We start from the raw sequence: 17662 nt of genomic DNA, 5'->3' as shown, positions 1-17662 counted from the left end.
ATTCATCAACGAGTGCCCACACAGATTGATAGGTTTAAATTGTTAAAGAGCTTTACTTGTTGAGCCTTCCTTTTAGTAAGGAGCCTCTCGAAGTGGACGGTCATTCTAGCGGATTAGATTCCAGTGTCAAACACTTTTTCCAGCTAATTTTTCAAAGCATCTTAAATGCTTATCACCGTCTTGTTACTCAGTTCAAACCGCTTGGTTATCCTTGGCAACGGAGGCGCATTATAGAGAGAATAATCCTTTGTACAAGGCTAAAAACGAAAAAAAGCCGCCACCGGCGACCGTTCGAACACTATTCACACAAAGCGTTTAAAATAGGTACGATTAAGCCTTAATTTCGGCCAATCGTACCTACCGTTCTTACTTCAACTATTGGTGAGCAATAATGCGGTCGTTGTTTACTAATAGCTGCACTTTCTTATCTGGATTAATTTTTCCTGCCAGTATCGCTTTCGCTAACGGGTTCTCGACACTTTGTTGAATCGCTCTTTTCAAAGGTCGTGCACCATATACTGGATCAAAACCAACTTGAGAAATTAACTTGAGTGCTTTATCCGAAACTTCAAGCTCATAACCATTGTCTTCCATTCTCTTCTTAAGGTGCTCAAGCTGAATAGCGGCTATCGACTGAATGTGCTCTTGACCCAATGGATGGAACACCACGCTTTCATCAACTCGGTTCAAAAACTCAGGACGGAAATGTTTACCTACCACTTCCATCACTTCATTCTTTATTCCTTGGTAGTCGAGCGTATTGAAGTTCTCTTGAATTCTCGAAGAGCCAAGGTTGGATGTCATGATCACTACCGTGTTTCTAAAATCGACTGTACGACCTTGTCCATCAGTTAAGCGTCCATCATCAAGCACCTGCAATAAGATATTGAAAACATCAGGATGCGCTTTCTCTACTTCATCTAGCAAAATCACTGAATAAGGCTTGCGACGCACTGCTTCTGTTAAGTAACCACCTTCTTCATATCCAACGTAACCCGGAGGAGCACCAACCAAACGAGCAACAGAGTGTTTCTCCATAAACTCAGACATGTCGATACGCACCATTGCATCGTCACTATCAAACATGAAGTTCGCGAGTGTTTTACACAACTCCGTTTTACCAACGCCAGTTGGACCAAGGAATAAGAAAGATCCAATCGGCTTGTTTGGATCAGATAAACCTGCACGGCTACGACGAATCGCATTCGATACCACTTCGACTGCTTCCGCTTGGCCAATAACTCGCTTATGTAGAACACCTTCCATTTTAAGAAGCTTCTCTTTCTCGGCTTCTAGCATTTTAGAAACAGGGATGCCTGTTTGCTTCGATAGCACGTCTGCAATTTCTGCATCAGTGACCTTATTACGCAGCAGCGTCATTTCTTGCATTTCAGCTTGAGTCGCAAGATCTAACTGCTTCTCTAATTCTGGGATTCGACCGTATTGCAATTCAGACATTCGGTTAAGATCACCAGCACGTCTCGCAAAATCCATATCCATACGAGCTTGTTCTAGCTCTGACTTGATGTGTTGCGTGCCAGAAAGCGCGGCTTTCTCTGCATTCCACACTTCTTCAAGCTCTGCGAAATCTCGTTCTTTGTCAGAAAGCTCTTCTTGTAATGTTCGAAGGCGTTTTTCACTGGCTTCATCATTTTCATTGGTAAGAGCTTGCTGCTCGATCTTCAATTGAATGATTTTACGCTCGAGCTTATCTAGCGACTCAGGTTTTGAGTCGATCTGCATACGGATACTCGAAGCCGCTTCATCAATCAGATCAATCGCTTTATCCGGCAGTTGACGATCAGAAACGTATCGATGAGATAGTGTTGCTGCAGCCACGATTGCTGGGTCGGTAATTTCTACATGATGATGAAGTTCATAGCGCTCTTTCAAACCACGAAGAATCGCCACCGTGTCTTCAACCGTTGGTTCATCGACAAGCACTTTTTGGAAGCGGCGCTCTAACGCTGGATCTTTCTCTATGTATTGACGGTATTCATCAAGAGTCGTTGCGCCAACACAGTGGAGTTCACCACGAGCCAACGCTGGTTTTAGCATGTTACCGGCATCCATAGAGCCTTCACCTTTACCAGCGCCGACCATAGTATGAATTTCATCGATGAAGAGAATGATATTGCCCTCTTCTTTAGACAATTCATTGAGGACTGACTTCAAACGCTCTTCAAACTCACCACGATATTTAGCGCCAGCTACCAAAGCACCCATGTCTAATGAAAGTACGCGTCGGCCTCTTAAACCTTCTGGCACTTCATTGTTAATAATGCGCTGAGCCAAGCCTTCAACGATAGCTGTCTTACCAACACCAGGTTCACCGATAATGACTGGGTTGTTCTTAGTACGACGCTGAAGTACTTGGATAGTACGGCGGATTTCGTCATCTCGGCCAATTACCGGATCCAGCTTGCCTTGCTCCGCTCTTTCAGTCAGATCGATGGTGAACTTCTCTAACGCTTGGCGTCGGTCTTCGGCATTTGGGTCATCAACTTTTTGACCGCCACGAACCTGCTCGATAGCTTGAGATAATTTTTGCTCAGTAAGACCTAGCTCTTTAAGCAGGTTACCTAAAGGGCCTTTATCTTCAATTGCGGCAAGTAGGAAGACTTCCGAAGAAATGTATGTGTCTTGACGCTTTTGTGCGACCTTGTCACATAGGTTGAACAAAGTACCCATTGCATTCGACAGTTGAACATCACCACCGATACCACTTACTTTCGGTACACGGTCTAATATTTCGCTTAGCTTTGAACGCAATTGAACCACATCAATATTCAGCATGGTGAGCAATGGACGAATTGCACTACCATCTTGATTAAGCAAAGACACCATTAGGTGCACAGGCTCTATATATTGGTGATCACGACCTAATGCGAGCGACTGAGCATCAGATATCGCAATTTGGAATTTACTAGTGAATCGATCGAGACGCATGCCAACCTTCCTACTCTTAGATATGTTTATCTTATGGTTAGAAGATGGATACGGTAACGCGGATTTTCAAGGGATAAGAATGAAGAATAGAGCTGTTATAAAAATATAAATGAGCTGGATGACTGGTTGCACTAGTTAAAGGTTACTCTAACCAAATAAAAGTAGCTTGGCGTCCAGTAATACCATCACGACGATAAGAATAGAACGCATCGGCATCAGCGAAGGTACATAGATTAGAGTCTGTCACAGAAGTTACACCAACTTTGTTCAGTCGTTGCGTTGCAAGCTGAGACATATTCGCTAGCCATTTGCCTGGTTCAGCTTTGGCTTCAAATGCGAGCTTAGCTTGAGAGTCAAAACTAACGAAAGCTTCCAACACATCATCGCCTACTTCAAAAGCTTGTTTGCCTATTGCAGGACCAAGCCAAGCAATGATCTTATTCTCTGAACCTAAGTTTGAAAACTTTGCGACGGCATTTTCAAGAATGCCACCAGCAAGACCACGCCAACCAGCATGAACTGCAGCAACTTGAGTGCCTTTGGTATCAGTAAGGATTACAGGTAAGCAATCGGCTGTCATCGCAGAACAAACAACATCTTTAGCTGTGGTAAATGCACCGTCAGCATCAAGAATATCTGCCGTAGGGTGTAAAACCGTAACGACATCTGTTGAGTGAGTTTGATGTAGCCATACCGGAGCGGCAGGCATATTAGCGTGTTGCTTAAGCCAGGCTCTGTTGTTTTCAACAAGCGAAGCATCATCCCCAACATGCGTACCTAGGTTTAATCCTTGATACGCACCAGTAGAAAAACCATCAAAACGTGTCGAAGCAAATGCTTTCACGTTTTTTGGTGCATTCCAGTTAGGGATGATCATCGACATGATTAAATGTCGTCTTCCAAGTTTTCGCGCGCATCAACACGTAACGCTTCAGCCATCACGACCATGTCATTTGGCACAGGAGCGTGGAACTCAACTTCTTCACCTGTAATTGGGTGAACAAATTTAAGCATAACGGCGTGCAGTGCTTGGCGATCAAAAGAACGAATCATTGTTGTTAGTTCTTCAGATGCACCTTTTGGAATACGAGCACGACCACCGTATGCAACGTCACCTAGCAGCGGATGCTGAAGGTATGACATGTGAACACGAATTTGGTGAGTACGACCCGTTTCTAGGCGTAGACGAATACGAGTATGCTCGCGGAAGTGCTCAGCAACACGGTAGTGAGTTACCGCTGGCTTTCCTAATTCATTTACATCCATCAAGGTACGCTTAGTTGCATGACGGCTAATGCCTTTCTCTACCACACCACCAGCGGTCATTTTGCCAATTGCAATTGCTTCATATTCACGAGTAATACGACGCTTAGCAAGAGCACGCACAAGACGAGTTTGAGCTGGAACCGTTTTAGCCACAACCATAAGACCTGTTGTGTCTTTATCAAGACGGTGCACAATACCTGCACGAGGCACTTCTGCAATCTGTGGGTAATGGAAAAGCAATGCGTTTAGTATGGTTCCATCCGGTGTGCCTGCGCCTGGGTGTACAACCAGATCGCGAGGCTTATTGATAACCAATAAGTCATCATCTTCGTAGACAATGTTTAGAGGAATATCTTGTGCTTCCCAGCGCTCTTCATCTGCAAGTTCAGCTTGCAAGATGATCTCTTCACCGCCCAAAACCTTAACGCGCGGCTTTGTAATAACTTCGCCATCCACTTGGATTTTGCCGTCAAGAAGCCACTCTTTAATGCGAGAGCGAGAAAAATCGGTAAATAGTTCAGCGACAGCTTGGTCTAAACGTTGACCTAACTGGCTGCTTTTTACTGTGTCTGTTAATGTGATCTGCTGAGCCATATCGAACTTTTTTAAAAACCGTGAGACTAATACCCATTAGTATGGATAAAATAGAATAATTGCATCATTGTATCTGTTACTGGTTAGAAAGTAACGGAAGCTTACGAAATATTTAATTCAAGGAATCGACGCCTGACATGAAACACCTTACTTTATCGGGTCTATTAGCCGTATCACTCTTGGTTGGTTGTTCAAGTAGTGAAGAGATAGTGCCAGATGTACCACCATCGGTTCTCTACTCTGACGCTCAAGAATCACTGCAGAGCGGTAGCTGGCTTTCAGCAATAGAAAAGCTAGAAGCCCTAGACTCACGTTACCCATTCGGCGCCTATTCTGAGCAAGTACAGCTCGATCTGATTTACGCTTACTACAAAAATGATGACTTGGCACTTGGCCTCGCTACCATTTCACGTTTCCTACGTTTGAACCCAACGCATGAGAAACAAGACTGGGTTCTTTACATGCGCGGCTTAACGCACATGGCGCAAGACCGAAACTTCATGCACGATATTTTTAATATCGACCGTAGTGACCGAGATCCTGAACCAGTGAAACTTGCGTTTGCTGACTTCAAGCGACTACTCGAACGTTTCCCTAGTAGCCCTTATGCTGAAGATGCACAAAAACGCATGTTCGCACTTAAGAACCGCCTAGCAGAGTATGACTTAGCAACCGCTGATTTCTACCTACGCCGCGAAGCTTGGATTGCTGCGATCAACAGAACGCAAGAGCTGCAAAAAACTTACCCAGACACCATTGCTGCGCGTAAGTCTTTAGATATCCAGCTAAAAGCTTATCAACAACTCGGCCTAGATGACGCTGTGTTAAGAACAGAAAAGTTGATTGAGTTAAACCCACTACCTTAATCAAACCTCTTACATCTCAATCCTAAAAGCGCGCTAATTTACTAGCGCGCTTTTTTTCATCTACATATCGCAAACTTGATGGATCGCATAATACACGGTATCTTCAAAAGATAACTTTTAACAAAACATCAACATGGAGTGTGGATGTGAGTAGGTTGTTATTATTTATCTGGATATCGCTATTTAGCCACTTATCCTACGCATTAGAACTGTCTCCATTAAGCAATAAGCCTTACATGGGTGACTTGGATGTGCTCAAAACCAAAGGAACGGTTAGAGTGCTAGTGTCTGCCGACCTTGGTTTCTATTACATCGAGGATGGCAAGCCAAAAGGCATCGTGGCAGAAATGCTCTACCACTTTGAGAAAAGCCTTCGTAAGAAACATCCCTATCTCAATGTTCAAATCATCCCCGTGCAACGAGATGATCTACTTCCCTCTTTAGAGTCTGGCTATGGTGATGTCGCTGTCGCTAACCTAACGATCACCGATAAACGATTACGAACCATCGATTTTTCGGATCCGATGATTAAAGATGGTAAAGAACTCATTATCACAGGGAAAAAGGCCGAACCTATCACCGAAATCAAGCAATTGAGTGGCAAAGAGGTGTGGATACGAGCAAGCTCGAGTTACTTCGAGAGTGTACAAAGAGTTAATAAGGAGCTTAACGAGCTAGGTTTACCACCACTGCATGTCCACTTTATCGAGGAGTCATTACAAGACTACGAGCTGATAGAACTGGTTAACCAAGGTTATATACAAGGCACAATTCTGGATAACCATAAAGCCAAGCTCTGGATCGATGTAATGGAAAACATTCAAGTCCATAACGACTTACCTTTACGAGAAAATGGTCGTATTGCTTGGGCTTTAAGAAAAGACAGCCCTCAACTGAAGAAAGAGATAAACAAATACGTCAAGACCGCACGAACAGGCACCCTGCTTGGGAATGTCATCTACCAGAAATACATCGACAATACTCGCTGGTTAGGCCGAGCACTCAACCCCAATAAAGTAGACCGAGTAGCTAAACTCTCAGATGTCTTTGAAAAGTATTCGAGCAAGTATGAATTTGATCCTTTGATGATGTCAGCTCAAGGTTTCCAAGAATCAGGACTGGATCAGAGCCGGATTTCTCATCGCGGGGCTATTGGTGTGATGCAGGTATTACCGAGTACCGCCAAAGATAAAAACGTCAACATCAAGAACATCCATAAGGTGGATAACAACATCCATGCGGGTGTGAAGTATATGCGCTTTATCAAAGACCGATATTTTGACGACCCGGCAATATCACCCGACAATCAAATCTACTTTACCTTGGCTTCTTACAACGCTGGTCCTGCTAAGATCAGAAAGATGAGGAGCATTGCCAAGCAGAAAGGTTACAACCCAAACATCTGGTTTAAAAACGTAGAAATCATCACTCGCAAATACGTGAGTAAAGAACCCGTAACCTATGTTGCCAACATCAATCGTTACTTCGTAATCTATAAACAATTACAAGCTATCAATGCTATCCGAGAGGACGGCACAGCGAGATTACTGAACACTAACGACTAGGATCGCCTCCATCCCAGAGCTGGGGAGCCAAAGGTATTAGGTAAAGCTAAAAAACACAAAAGCCGCATAAGAATACTTATGCGGCTTTTGTTTATCTAATTCTGAAGAAGCTTATGTAGCGACCTATATTACAAGACCTATATCACAAAACACTATTGAGTAAATTTCAATCAAGTACTTTCCATAGGCTGTAGGACACCCCTAAAAACTGATTTAATTTTTAGCGAAGCCTTGCCTCCAAGTTATCGTTTTTCATAAGGATAACAAGCATTTTTCGCCAAAAAGATACTAAGACTTGCGTAAGATCACATTTGATTTTAATGCTTATCCCACCCAACCAAAACAAGATCTAGATCACATTCTTTATTCCTAAAAGTCGTAATCTGAAGTTAACCCATGAGGGATACAACAGAGGAAAACTTCTATGAAAATGAACATCACTGGTAAAAACATCGACATTACCTCTGCAATCCGTGATCACATAGAAAGCAAATTTAAAAAGCTAGATAAATGGCAAGTAGACATCATTGGCTGCCAAGCGAGCTTTAGCGAAGAACCAAACAAGAAGAAGAAATTTGAAGCGGTACTAACCGTACCAAAAGGCCAACTTGTTGCTTCATCAATCCATGACGACCTCTACGTAGCGATCAACGAAGTAGAACAAAAACTAGAGCGTCAACTCAACAAGCTACGCCATAAACCAGAAGCGCGCCGCGCTGAAAAGCCTGAAATCGAAGAGCTAGAAGCTGAAGTAGAATAAGGAAAGAGAACAGATTAAAAAATAGCGCCTCAGGGCGCTATTTTTTTGCTTGACGCTCGTAGCTCGCTTGCTTATTGTGTTTAAACATTCATAAAACAATCACTTTTTATGCACACTCAATCTTTGTTTATTTTTGACTTCTTTTTTCTTCCGTAAATCGGAGGCTAAGTCGTTTTAGAAAAACAAGTCAAAAACGAACAAGAAGCCTCCCACACTAGGGAGGCTTTTTTATAAGGACACATTTATGACTGACCGCTCAATTTCACTGGATGATATCCGCCTTCGTCTTAATGATTTAGACGACGAACTCCTGAAGTTACTTTCAGAGCGTCGCAAGCTAAGTATCGAAGTCGCTAAAAGCAAAGTAGAGACATCAAAACCAGTTCGTGATGCAGTACGAGAACAACAACTATTAGTTAAGCTGATCAACAACGGCAAAGATAAATACGAACTTGATGCGCAGTACATTACCAAGCTGTTTCACACCATCATCGAAGATTCCGTTTTACTACAACAGTCATACTTACAAAACCTAGCGAACCCGCAAAGCCGTAAACCATTGGCTCGCGTTGCATTCTTAGGTTCTAAGGGATCGTATTCTCACCTTGCGAGCCGCGAATACTTCAGCCGCAAGAATATGGAATTGATTGAGCTGAACTGTAATCACTTCAAAGAAGTCGCATCAACAGTAGAGTCTGGCCATGCCGACTACGGTGTCCTGCCGATTGAGAACACCAGTTCAGGGTCAATTAACGAGGTCTACGACCTGTTACAGCATACGACTCTATACATTGTTGGCGAACTTTCTCAACCGATTGAGCACTGCCTTGTTGCTAAAAGTGATATCCGTTTAGAAGACATCAAAACACTCTACTCGCACCCACAACCTCATCAACAATGCAGTGAGTTCTTGAGCCGCCTTAAGGGTGTCAACCTTGAGTCTTGCGCAAGCACCGCTGATGCAATGAAAAAAGTTAAAGAATTGGGTGGTAATGACGTAGCTGCTATTGGTAATGCATCGAGCGGTAAGCTTTATGGACTACAGCCAATCCAGAGCAATATTGCAAACCAAACAGAGAACCACACTCGTTTCATCGTTGTGGCGCGTAAGCCTGTTGAAGTATCGACTCAAATACCAGCGAAAACAACGCTCATCATGTCGACATCTCAAGAGGCGGGTTCTTTGGTAGAAACACTACTGATCCTGCAACGCTTAGGCATCAACATGACTAAGCTAGAATCTCGTCCTATCATGGGTAACCCTTGGGAAGAGATGTTCTATGTCGATTTAGAGGCGCATCTGGATTCAGATAATATGCAACAAGCGATAACGGAACTAACAGCCATTACTCGCCACCTTAAGGTGTTGGGTTGCTACCCAAGTGAGAACATCAAAGCGACTCAAGTTAAGTTGTCATAGCTGAAAGTGAGTATCAGCTTTTAGCTAACATAAGTATTTGGCCTACAGCAGGCCAAATACTTAAATCACCCTCTAGTCGAGCACCATTCGAGCTAAGAACACGTCCCCTAGCATGCCTGAAACACAATTCACTTGTTTCGCACATTCGGCACGCTTACTCTCTCCACTACTTGAGCCTTTCTAACAAAAACTCATTAGTGGCTTTTTTTATCAATAAAGACAAAACCTTACCCCCTTCACAGGAAATCATCGAACTACGTATAATTAATAGCGAGTAAGCATTAAGTAACATAAACTTATGCGCTTAATTTATAAATAGTGTTGTCATTAACTATGAAGCTAAGTACTAAAATCTTACTACTAATAGCCCCTGTGATACTGATCAGTACCGCGGCTTCTAGCTATATTATTTATTCGACGCAAAAAAGCAGTTTCATCAAACGCGAAGACAACGCACTTCAACTGAACATGGAAAAACTAGCCGGATACTTTCGCCAATCTCGTTCGTTCCTCAATAGCTACTCTTACACCTTGACCCAGAGTGATATGGTGAAGCGTTATTTTCTCACTGATCAAAATCTATCTCGCGATCTTGAACTGGTCAGTAATCTTCGAGAAGCCATTCATTTCCTGCAAGATGACGATGAAAGCTATACAGGTTTAGCGCTTCTTAATGGTGATCGAAAACTGCGTTATTACGCGGATAATAGCAATGACTCACGCACTCAGATTGACAGTAAGATATTGGAGTATGTTGACCTGCACTATCAAGACACCTTAGCAACATCGAGTACCAACTATATTCAAAACTCCCAAGGCGAAGGGATGTTGGTTCACTATGACAAGGTAGATAGAAAAGCGATTTTCCCAACCGTTAACAATCAACCCGACGATGTGTTCTTTGTTGTTGTCTCTGTCTCTCTCGACAAATTTAATGCGCTGAGAAAACAGATAGAGTTCGACTACCAAACCAGTTTATTCTTCACATCCATAGCGGTTTCTTTGGAAAATGATGTCACCCACTCAGTCAAGCTTGCTCCAGAACTGTACGCCACAGTCGATCCGGCGCAATTCCTATTAGAAAACAAGCTCGATTCAATTTGGAACAAGCTGAGTTTGTCGTTTGCCCTGTCTGCGTTTGTGACTGTCGCTCTGCTACTCATGCTTCTGTCTCGCACTGTGATTACTCCAATAACGCGGCTCGATCGACAGCTACAGCAAGTCGAAAAAAAACAACGTAAGAACATCGAACGCTTGGGCACTCGTGATGAGCTTGGCCGCCTATCACAGCGTTTTTATGACATGTACCAAGAGTTAGATAACACCTACCAACAGACCAAGCTCTTGGCCGAAAATGATCAGTTAACCCAAATAGCCAATAGGCATCAGTTTCAAACCTTCGTTCAGCAATCGTTGCCAAAACCGAGTTCGAATACCGAAACCTGGGTTCTCTATTTTGACTTGGACAACTTCAAGTTTGTGAACGACAAATACGGGCATCAAATCGGCGACTCGATTCTGGTTTCTTTTGCTCAGCGTATTTCAGATATTTGTCGTCATTATAAAGAGGAATTCGACGCTCATTGTATGCCAGCCCGACTTTCTGGAGACGAGTTCGTTGTCTACATTAACGCTCCTAGTCACCGAGGAAATGTCGCGCATCGATTCTCGAACGATTTGCTCACTCCACTGCAAAAAGGCTTTGTCACCGAATCAGGCAGCTTTCCGATCACGGTCAGTATTGGTATTGCGACCTACCCTAATGATGGCAACTCAATCGAGAAGCTTCTGTCCAACGCGGATACCGCGATGTACCAAGCCAAGCGTGCCGGTAAAAACCAATTTGCTGACTATTCACGGGATTTAGACAAAGCCATTCAGCGCCAAGCAGATATTGAACGTGCGCTTAGAGGTAAGAATTTTGATGATGAATTCAGGCTCGTTTACATGCCCTACATGGATTCCACCGGGACTGATGTTATTGGCGTTGAGGTGTTATTGCGTTGGAATTCAAAGCAACTTGGTTTGGTTCCACCAGATGAGTTCATTCCAATAGCCGAACAAACCGGGCTGTTTGAACATGTTGACCGCTGGGTAATACAGAATGCGTTTGCTTCATTCCATCGACTTCAGGCTCAATTTGATCACTCAATTCAATTGTCGATCAACCTATCTTCTGCTGGCATTGAAACCACTCATCTTGCGGGTTTCATTAAAGAACACGCGGAGTTAAATCGAATTCCACCAAGCCTAATCGATTTTGAAATCACTGAAACCTTTTACTCAAATTCAGAAGGTTTTCCATTGCTGAACGAACTGGCATGCATGGGCTATCGACTTGCGATTGATGATTTTGGTTCCGGTTACACCTCTATCACTCAACTGGTGCAGTATCCAACTCAGAAAATTAAATTGGATAAAGCGTTTTTGGATACCTTGATTGAGACCAATAACCAGAACATCTTAAAACCGGTTATCGGGTTGTGTCATGCTCAAGGGAAAAAGGTCACCGCCGAAGGGATTGAAACTCAAGGCATGCACCAGTGGTTACAGGATGCACAGTGCGATATGCTGCAAGGCTATTACTTTGGTAAACCCATGCCACTAGAAGAATTGAGTGACTGGTACCGACAACATCAACTCAATCTAATCGACAACAAAAAGAATCCGACACATGAAATCTGTAATCATCGCATCGCTGAACCCAGCTAAAATCAACGCCGTTAAAAGTGCGTTCTTATCTGCTTTTCCTGATACTGAATTTGATTTCCAAGGCATCAGCGTCCCTAGTGGTGTCGCCGATCAACCGATGAGCAATGATGAAACCTATCAAGGTGCCGTGAATCGAGTTCACAACGCAACTCAAGCTCAGCCTGATGCAGACTTCTATGTTGGTCTAGAAGCGGGAATAGAAACAAACGTCACCTTTGCCTGGATGGTGATCGAAACGAATGGCCAACGTGGCGAGTCTCGTTCAGCAAGTCTGATGCTGCCACCAGCCGTGCTTGAGAAACTAGAGCATGCAAACGAGTTAGGGGATGTGATGGATGAAGTGTTTGGTACCGACAATATCAAACAGAAAGGTGGTGCCATTGGCCTACTGACACATAACCAATTGTCACGCAGTTCGGTCTACCATCAAGCTTTAATTTTGGCTCTGATCCCATTTGTGAATCCTGAACACTTTCCTATTTAGTATTTGAGGCTTCCTTAAACTTCAAAAGATTCCAAGAACAATCTTCAGAAACAAAAAACGCTAACATCCAGTTAGGGATTATCTGCTAACTGCAAGATCGTTCAAGTCTTCTTAAACGATCGGCATTAAACATCCAGTTAGCGTTTTTTATCGAATTCGTATTCATACTATCGCGTGATAGCTTAATTCCATTATTACTTTAGCAATAGGTCGGCGATCACGACTTTCTCTTGCTCAGATTTGGCCTTTAGCTCATTTGAGCCTCTGGTTATCGTCGCTACGCCTACGCCCAGCATTTGACTCACCTGTCGTTGAGACATATCGCCTTTCATCAGCTCACAGAAGATATTAATTCGAGCAACCAGAGCATCTCGCTCGTCTGGTGTCATCATCATAGTCAACAACAGCTCGTGCTGATCTTTTTCGACAGCCGTCTTTACCAAGTCCATCAGTTGTTGCCAATTATCATATTCAGGTTGTGATGCCATATCTCTACACTTACTTTTAAATTCTGACTTTAAAGAGTCGCTTAACGATTGAAAGCGTTTAACACTTTATACCGAAACACTTGATGCGATCCAATGTAAAAAGGCAGTAAGTGGAAATGGTTAGCACTCACTGCCTTTATTCTTACTCAGTTTCGGGCCAAATGCCGAAGGCTTAGTATTTCGTTTTTGCCTCATGGGGCGCTAAAAACGTCCCTTTCTCACCCAAGATATCTCGATAGTAGGTCTCAAACATCAAGATATTCTGAACGTAGCCACGTGTCTCTTTGAATGGGATCATTTCGATAAATGCAAAGGCATCGAGCTTTTCATCGCTGCGTGAACGCCACTGTTTCACACGGCTAGGTCCAGCATTATAAGCCGCAAACGCAAAGATACGGTTGTCATCATATTGAGCGAGTAAACCATCTAAGTAGTGACTGCCAATCTCAATGTTTTTGCCGACATCATAAAGATCATCGCTGCCCTGATACTTAATCTTATGTTTGTTCGCTGTGTATTGCGCCGTCTTGGGCATAATTTGCATAATGCCACGCGCGCCAACTGGAGAGCGAGCTTCTGAATCCATCGCACTCTCTTGTCTTGCTAAAGACATCAAAGTGATTGGATCGAGATCGTGCTTTTCAGCGTAGAAGTTAAACCACCACTTATGAGCAACAGGGAAGCGCAGCGCAATGTTATCCCACATCTTCGCAGAGATACTCGCTGTTACGGTAAAGTGATTCCAACGCTGTGTCGCAGCGTAAGCGGCAAGCATCTCTTTTTGCTCTTTATCTGCATTGGTCAGTAACCAGCGCCATTCACTTTTCGCTGCCGCAATTTTGTCTCGGTCAATCAGTTCACCAATACGCACCAAAGAGGTGTCGAATGGCTTCACTGTTTCAGCATTGTATTTAAGTGTCGATGTTGGATATTGAACTGGCTTACCTAACTGCTTAGCCGCAGCCACACTGTAGAAATTACGCTGACCCAAGATATCTGACAGTCGCTTATTGCCTTTGTCAGTATCGCCCGTCGCGATTTCAGCTCTGCCCTGCCAATATTGCCAACGAAGCGAAGCCTGATGTTTATCATCCAAGCGCGCTATCCACTCTTTCAAACCCGTCCAATCGGCATGTTGAATTGCTAAGCGAGCACGTCGTTCCAGCAGAACTTGCTTTGATGAACTCGCGAGCATTTTGTCGCGCCACACCATTAACTCTTCAGAGTCGGTGTTGATCAGACGAAACGTTAGGTAATCAGCGAGCTCTTGAGATTTCTCTTTCGAAAACTTCTGAGCCTTGATGACATCATCAAACACCTTTTGAGCACTGCTTGATGATTTCCTTGCTAGCTTCTCGAAAGCAAACTCGGTTTGAGCTTGGTAGAATTCATTCGCTGGATGTTTTTTAGCAAACGCGAGTACATTTTCAGGCTTGTTGTACAACGCCTTCATCTGCTTCGCTTGAGCAATTGACTCATCATGATCCAATTGCTTAATCAGATAGCTCATTAACTTACCGTTACGGCCCTCGAACGCTAGCAGCATTCTATCCAGAATCAGCTCATCAGTTCTTAGCCCAGCTTGATCCCAGCTTTTAAATAAAGGGTCACAAGCGTCATCAACACCATTACCACTCAACCAAAGTTGTTTAGCTCCTTTAAAGGCAAGCTCTTGGTTACCTTGCTCGTAATGCGCTCGATAATAAATACATTGGTATTTTTCACCGACAGGCTCTTTGGTTTGAAACTCAAGGATCGTCTTCCACTGTTTTTGAGAAGCCAATGAGTCCAAATAAGGTGCGCGCATTCGATTGGAGAAAGACAATGCCTTGTTCTCTTCAATGAAAGCATCGACCTCAGCAGGTGTGCGATCACCTAAGCCAATCAGAAAGGCCCGATAATCGGTGTAAGGTGTTAAAGGGTATGTTTGAATTTTGTTACGCAGCGCGGAGTAAGCTTTTAGATCACGGCTGTCTAAAACCTCTTGCGCTTTGTCATAAACGTCACGCTGCATTTCAAGCTCGGATGCATTGCTAGCCATAGCGACCGGAGCCAGTGAAACCGAAGACAAAATTGCCGATGCAGCCACAGCAATTTTCGTATTACCAATGCGGAAAAACATTCGCTCTTTCCTTAGTGCGTGTATGAATACGTGAAGTCTATTTACGCCCGACATCACATCAAATGTAAAGAATTTGAGTGTAAATATTATTAATATTTAACACTTCGCCTCAGAAGCCCATTAAATATAGTTTTAATGACCAATGTGACAATAATAGGTAAGGATTTGTTCAAGAGTGGCTTTTCTGCCCTAGGAGTAACATCTTTGAGGATATTGGTATAAAATAGCAGACAATTTTGAACAATAATTAGGATCGATCGGCAATGGCTGAATACGTATATACCATGTCTCGGGTGAGCAAAACTGTTCCACCTAAGCGTCAAATTCTTAAAGACATTTCTCTTAGCTTTTTTCCTGGCGCTAAAATCGGTGTTTTGGGTCTAAATGGTTCAGGTAAATCTACCCTACTACGTATCATGGCTGGTATAGATACTGATATTGATGGTGAAGCACGTGCACAACAAGGCCTTAAAGTAGGTTATCTACCACAAGAGCCTGTGCTAGACGAATCAAAAACTGTTCGTGAAATCGTAGAAGAAGCGGTTTCTGACGTTGCTGACGCACTTAAGCGTATTGATGCGGTTTACGCAGCTTACGCAGAACCAGATGCAGACTTCGATGCACTGGCAAAAGAGCAAGGCGAACTAGAAGCTCTGATTCAAGCAAAAGACGGTCACAACTTAGAGACTGCTCTAGAGCGTGCTGCTGATGCACTTCGTCTTCCTGAGTGGGATGCGAAAATTGAATTCCTATCAGGTGGTGAGCGTCGTCGTGTTGCTATCTGTCGTCTACTTCTTGAAAAGCCAGACATGCTGCTTCTTGATGAACCAACCAACCACTTGGATGCAGAATCAGTAGCATGGCTTGAGCACTTCCTTGTTGATTACAGTGGTACTGTTGTGGCGATTACCCACGACCGTTACTTCCTAGACAACGCAGCTGGCTGGATTCTAGAACTTGACCGTGGTGAAGGTATCCCATGGGAAGGTAACTACACGTCTTGGCTAGAGCAAAAAGACGAGCGTCTTAAGCAAGAAAAAGCGGGCGAAAGCGCACGTCAAAAGACAATCGAGAAAGAACTTGAATGGGTTCGTCAAAACCCTAAAGGCCGTCAAGCTAAGTCTAAAGCTCGTATGGCTCGTTTTGAAGAATTGACAACTGGCCAATACCAGAAGCGTAACGAAACTAACGAACTGTTCATCCCGCCAGGTGAGCGTCTAGGTGACAAAGTTCTTGAAGTGAACAACCTAACTAAATCGTTTGGTGATCGCGTTCTTATCGACGACTTATCGTTCAGCATGCCTAAGGGTGCAATCGTCGGTATCGTTGGTGCCAACGGTGCAGGTAAATCAACACTATTCAAGATGCTAAGCGGTGCAGAACAGCCAGATTCAGGTACAGTTGAACTAGGCGAAACCGTTAAGCTTGCTTCTGTTGATCAGTTCCGTGACAGCATGGACGACACTAAGACAGTATTCCAAGAGATCTCTGAAGGCGCTGATATCATTAAGATCAACAACTTCGAAATCCCTGCGCGTGCTTACTGTTCTCGTTTCAACTTTAAAGGCAACGACCAACAGAAGATCATCGGTGAGCTTTCTGGTGGTGAACGTAACCGTGTTCACTTAGCGAAACTGCTAAAAGCGGGCGGTAACGTACTGCTACTCGATGAGCCTACCAACGACCTTGACGTTGAAACGCTACGTGCTCTTGAAGAAGCACTGCTTGAATTCCCGGGCTGTGCAATGGTTATCTCGCATGACCGTTGGTTCCTTGACCGTATTGCGACCCATATCTTAGACTACCGTGATGAAGGTCAAGTTAACTTCTACGAAGGTAACTATACTGAGTACACTGAGTGGCTTAAGCAGACTCTAGGCGCACAAGCGGCAGAGCCGCACCGTATCAAGTACAAGCGTATAACTAAGTAAATAAGCTTGTATTTTGAACAAAGGCCGCGATAATAGCGGCCTTTGATATATCTGGCTTACGTGTAATGCATCGATATAGAGAGATTACTTATGGTTGAAAGACGTCAATTTTCACGAGTTATTTATCAAGTCCCGACTGAGATCTCACAAGGACAAGTAAAGGTATCAGGCTCAGTGCAAGACTTATCACTCCATGGTTTACTCATTCAATGCAATGAATCAAAACAACTTAGCCATGATGTCCCTGTTCAAGTGAGCTTTAAACTCGAAAACAGTGATATCAATATTCAGTTAGAAGCAACGATAGTCTCTACCATCAATACCTCAATGCATTTACGCATAGAGCATTTAGATATTGATAGTATCAGCCACCTTAAGCGCCTTGTTGAGCTTAATGTTGGTGACGATGACCTGCTTTATAGAGAGATTGAACACCTTACCGACTTAGGTAAGGAATAATATCTCCATTACCCTTTTTCTATTAGAAGCATTTAGTTAATACAGA

General features: G+C 43.5%; 13 protein-coding genes and 1 other annotated feature. Of the genes, 8 read left to right on the top strand and 5 right to left on the bottom strand.

The genetic code is table 11. From position 1 onward, the window contains the following. Positions 1 to 375: 375 nt before the first annotated feature. From clpB to rluD, 3 genes are all read right to left on the bottom strand, one after another. Complete coding sequence (gene clpB, locus A6D97_RS15435) at positions 376 to 2949, bottom strand: ATP-dependent chaperone ClpB (RefSeq protein WP_065584733.1); 2574 nt, start codon at positions 2947 to 2949, stop codon at positions 376 to 378. 142 nt (positions 2950 to 3091) lie between these two features. Further along, on the bottom strand, positions 3092 to 3832 hold the full coding sequence (gene pgeF / locus A6D97_RS15430) for a peptidoglycan editing factor PgeF (protein WP_065584732.1): 741 nt from the start codon (positions 3830 to 3832) through the stop codon (positions 3092 to 3094). 2 nt (positions 3833 to 3834) lie between these two features. After that, positions 3835 to 4809: a 23S rRNA pseudouridine(1911/1915/1917) synthase RluD gene (gene rluD / locus A6D97_RS15425; RefSeq protein ID WP_017059364.1), complete on the bottom strand. Its 975-nt coding sequence runs from the start codon at positions 4807 to 4809 to the stop codon at positions 3835 to 3837. A 137-nt stretch (positions 4810 to 4946) separates the two neighbouring features. On the opposite strand from rluD, the gene A6D97_RS15420 reads away from it, so the two are divergent. The 6 genes from A6D97_RS15420 (at position 4947) to yjjX (ending at position 12616) form a co-directional block, all read left to right on the top strand. Beyond that, positions 4947 to 5675: an outer membrane protein assembly factor BamD gene (locus A6D97_RS15420; RefSeq protein WP_017059363.1), complete on the top strand. Its 729-nt coding sequence runs from the start codon at positions 4947 to 4949 to the stop codon at positions 5673 to 5675. A 140-nt stretch (positions 5676 to 5815) separates the two neighbouring features. Then, on the top strand, positions 5816 to 7240 hold the full coding sequence (locus A6D97_RS15415) for a lytic transglycosylase F (protein WP_346393666.1): 1425 nt from the start codon (positions 5816 to 5818) through the stop codon (positions 7238 to 7240). A 424-nt stretch (positions 7241 to 7664) separates the two neighbouring features. Further along, the gene (gene raiA / locus A6D97_RS15410) at positions 7665 to 8000 is read left to right on the top strand and encodes a ribosome-associated translation inhibitor RaiA (RefSeq protein ID WP_004735034.1); all 336 of its coding nucleotides are present in this window, start codon (positions 7665 to 7667) and stop codon (positions 7998 to 8000) included. 110 nt (positions 8001 to 8110) lie between these two features. Then, positions 8111 to 8232 (top strand) — a sequence feature (Phe leader region). A gap of 12 nt (positions 8233 to 8244) precedes the next feature. Continuing rightward, positions 8245 to 9420: a prephenate dehydratase gene (gene pheA, locus A6D97_RS15405; RefSeq protein WP_017059361.1), complete on the top strand. Its 1176-nt coding sequence runs from the start codon at positions 8245 to 8247 to the stop codon at positions 9418 to 9420. Between the two features lie 333 nt (positions 9421 to 9753). Beyond that, complete coding sequence (locus tag A6D97_RS15400) at positions 9754 to 12132, top strand: EAL domain-containing protein (protein WP_065584731.1); 2379 nt, start codon at positions 9754 to 9756, stop codon at positions 12130 to 12132. Next, positions 12095 to 12616 (top strand): inosine/xanthosine triphosphatase, encoded by a 522-nt coding sequence (gene yjjX, locus A6D97_RS15395; RefSeq protein WP_017062855.1) that lies wholly within the window; start codon positions 12095 to 12097, stop codon positions 12614 to 12616. The genes A6D97_RS15400 and yjjX overlap by 38 nt, the downstream gene beginning before the upstream one ends. Positions 12617 to 12810: 194 nt before the next feature. Here the strand turns inward: yjjX and trpR are convergent, their stop codons facing one another. Then, complete coding sequence (gene trpR, locus A6D97_RS15390; RefSeq protein ID WP_017059358.1) at positions 12811 to 13104, bottom strand: trp operon repressor; 294 nt, start codon at positions 13102 to 13104, stop codon at positions 12811 to 12813. Positions 13105 to 13276: 172 nt separating this feature from the next. Next, complete coding sequence (gene sltY, locus A6D97_RS15385; protein WP_065584730.1) at positions 13277 to 15226, bottom strand: murein transglycosylase; 1950 nt, start codon at positions 15224 to 15226, stop codon at positions 13277 to 13279. A gap of 263 nt (positions 15227 to 15489) precedes the next feature. Between sltY and ettA the strand changes: the two genes are divergently transcribed. Beyond that, complete coding sequence (gene ettA, locus A6D97_RS15380) at positions 15490 to 17157, top strand: energy-dependent translational throttle protein EttA (protein WP_065584729.1); 1668 nt, start codon at positions 15490 to 15492, stop codon at positions 17155 to 17157. Between the two features lie 90 nt (positions 17158 to 17247). Beyond that, positions 17248 to 17616, top strand: coding sequence for a PilZ domain-containing protein (locus tag A6D97_RS15375; RefSeq protein WP_065584728.1), 369 nt, complete (start codon positions 17248 to 17250; stop codon positions 17614 to 17616). Positions 17617 to 17662 lie beyond the last annotated feature (46 nt).

The organism is Vibrio sp. ZF57 (assembly GCF_001691235.1).
Lineage (GTDB): Bacteria > Pseudomonadota > Gammaproteobacteria > Enterobacterales > Vibrionaceae > Vibrio > Vibrio crassostreae_C.
The sequence above is the reverse complement of the archived record's forward strand: the minus strand, read 5'-3'. Positions and strand labels throughout refer to the sequence as shown.

Excerpts from the sequence above, each read along its gene's own strand:
- clpB (WP_065584733.1), bottom strand. The coding sequence starts at position 2,949 with ATGCGTCTCGATCGATTCACTAGTAAATTCCAAATTGCGATATCTGAT.
- pgeF (WP_065584732.1), bottom strand. The coding sequence starts at position 3,832 with ATGTCGATGATCATCCCTAACTGGAATGCACCAAAAAACGTGAAAGCA.
- rluD (WP_017059364.1), bottom strand. The coding sequence starts at position 4,809 with ATGGCTCAGCAGATCACATTAACAGACACAGTAAAAAGCAGCCAGTTA.
- A6D97_RS15420 (WP_017059363.1), top strand. The coding sequence starts at position 4,947 with ATGAAACACCTTACTTTATCGGGTCTATTAGCCGTATCACTCTTGGTT.
- raiA (WP_004735034.1), top strand. The coding sequence starts at position 7,665 with ATGAAAATGAACATCACTGGTAAAAACATCGACATTACCTCTGCAATC.
- pheA (WP_017059361.1), top strand. The coding sequence starts at position 8,245 with ATGACTGACCGCTCAATTTCACTGGATGATATCCGCCTTCGTCTTAAT.
- A6D97_RS15400 (WP_065584731.1), top strand. The coding sequence starts at position 9,754 with ATGAAGCTAAGTACTAAAATCTTACTACTAATAGCCCCTGTGATACTG.
- yjjX (WP_017062855.1), top strand. The coding sequence starts at position 12,095 with ATGAAATCTGTAATCATCGCATCGCTGAACCCAGCTAAAATCAACGCC.
- trpR (WP_017059358.1), bottom strand. The coding sequence starts at position 13,104 with ATGGCATCACAACCTGAATATGATAATTGGCAACAACTGATGGACTTG.
- sltY (WP_065584730.1), bottom strand. The coding sequence starts at position 15,226 with ATGTTTTTCCGCATTGGTAATACGAAAATTGCTGTGGCTGCATCGGCA.
- ettA (WP_065584729.1), top strand. The coding sequence starts at position 15,490 with ATGGCTGAATACGTATATACCATGTCTCGGGTGAGCAAAACTGTTCCA.
- A6D97_RS15375 (WP_065584728.1), top strand. The coding sequence starts at position 17,248 with ATGGTTGAAAGACGTCAATTTTCACGAGTTATTTATCAAGTCCCGACT.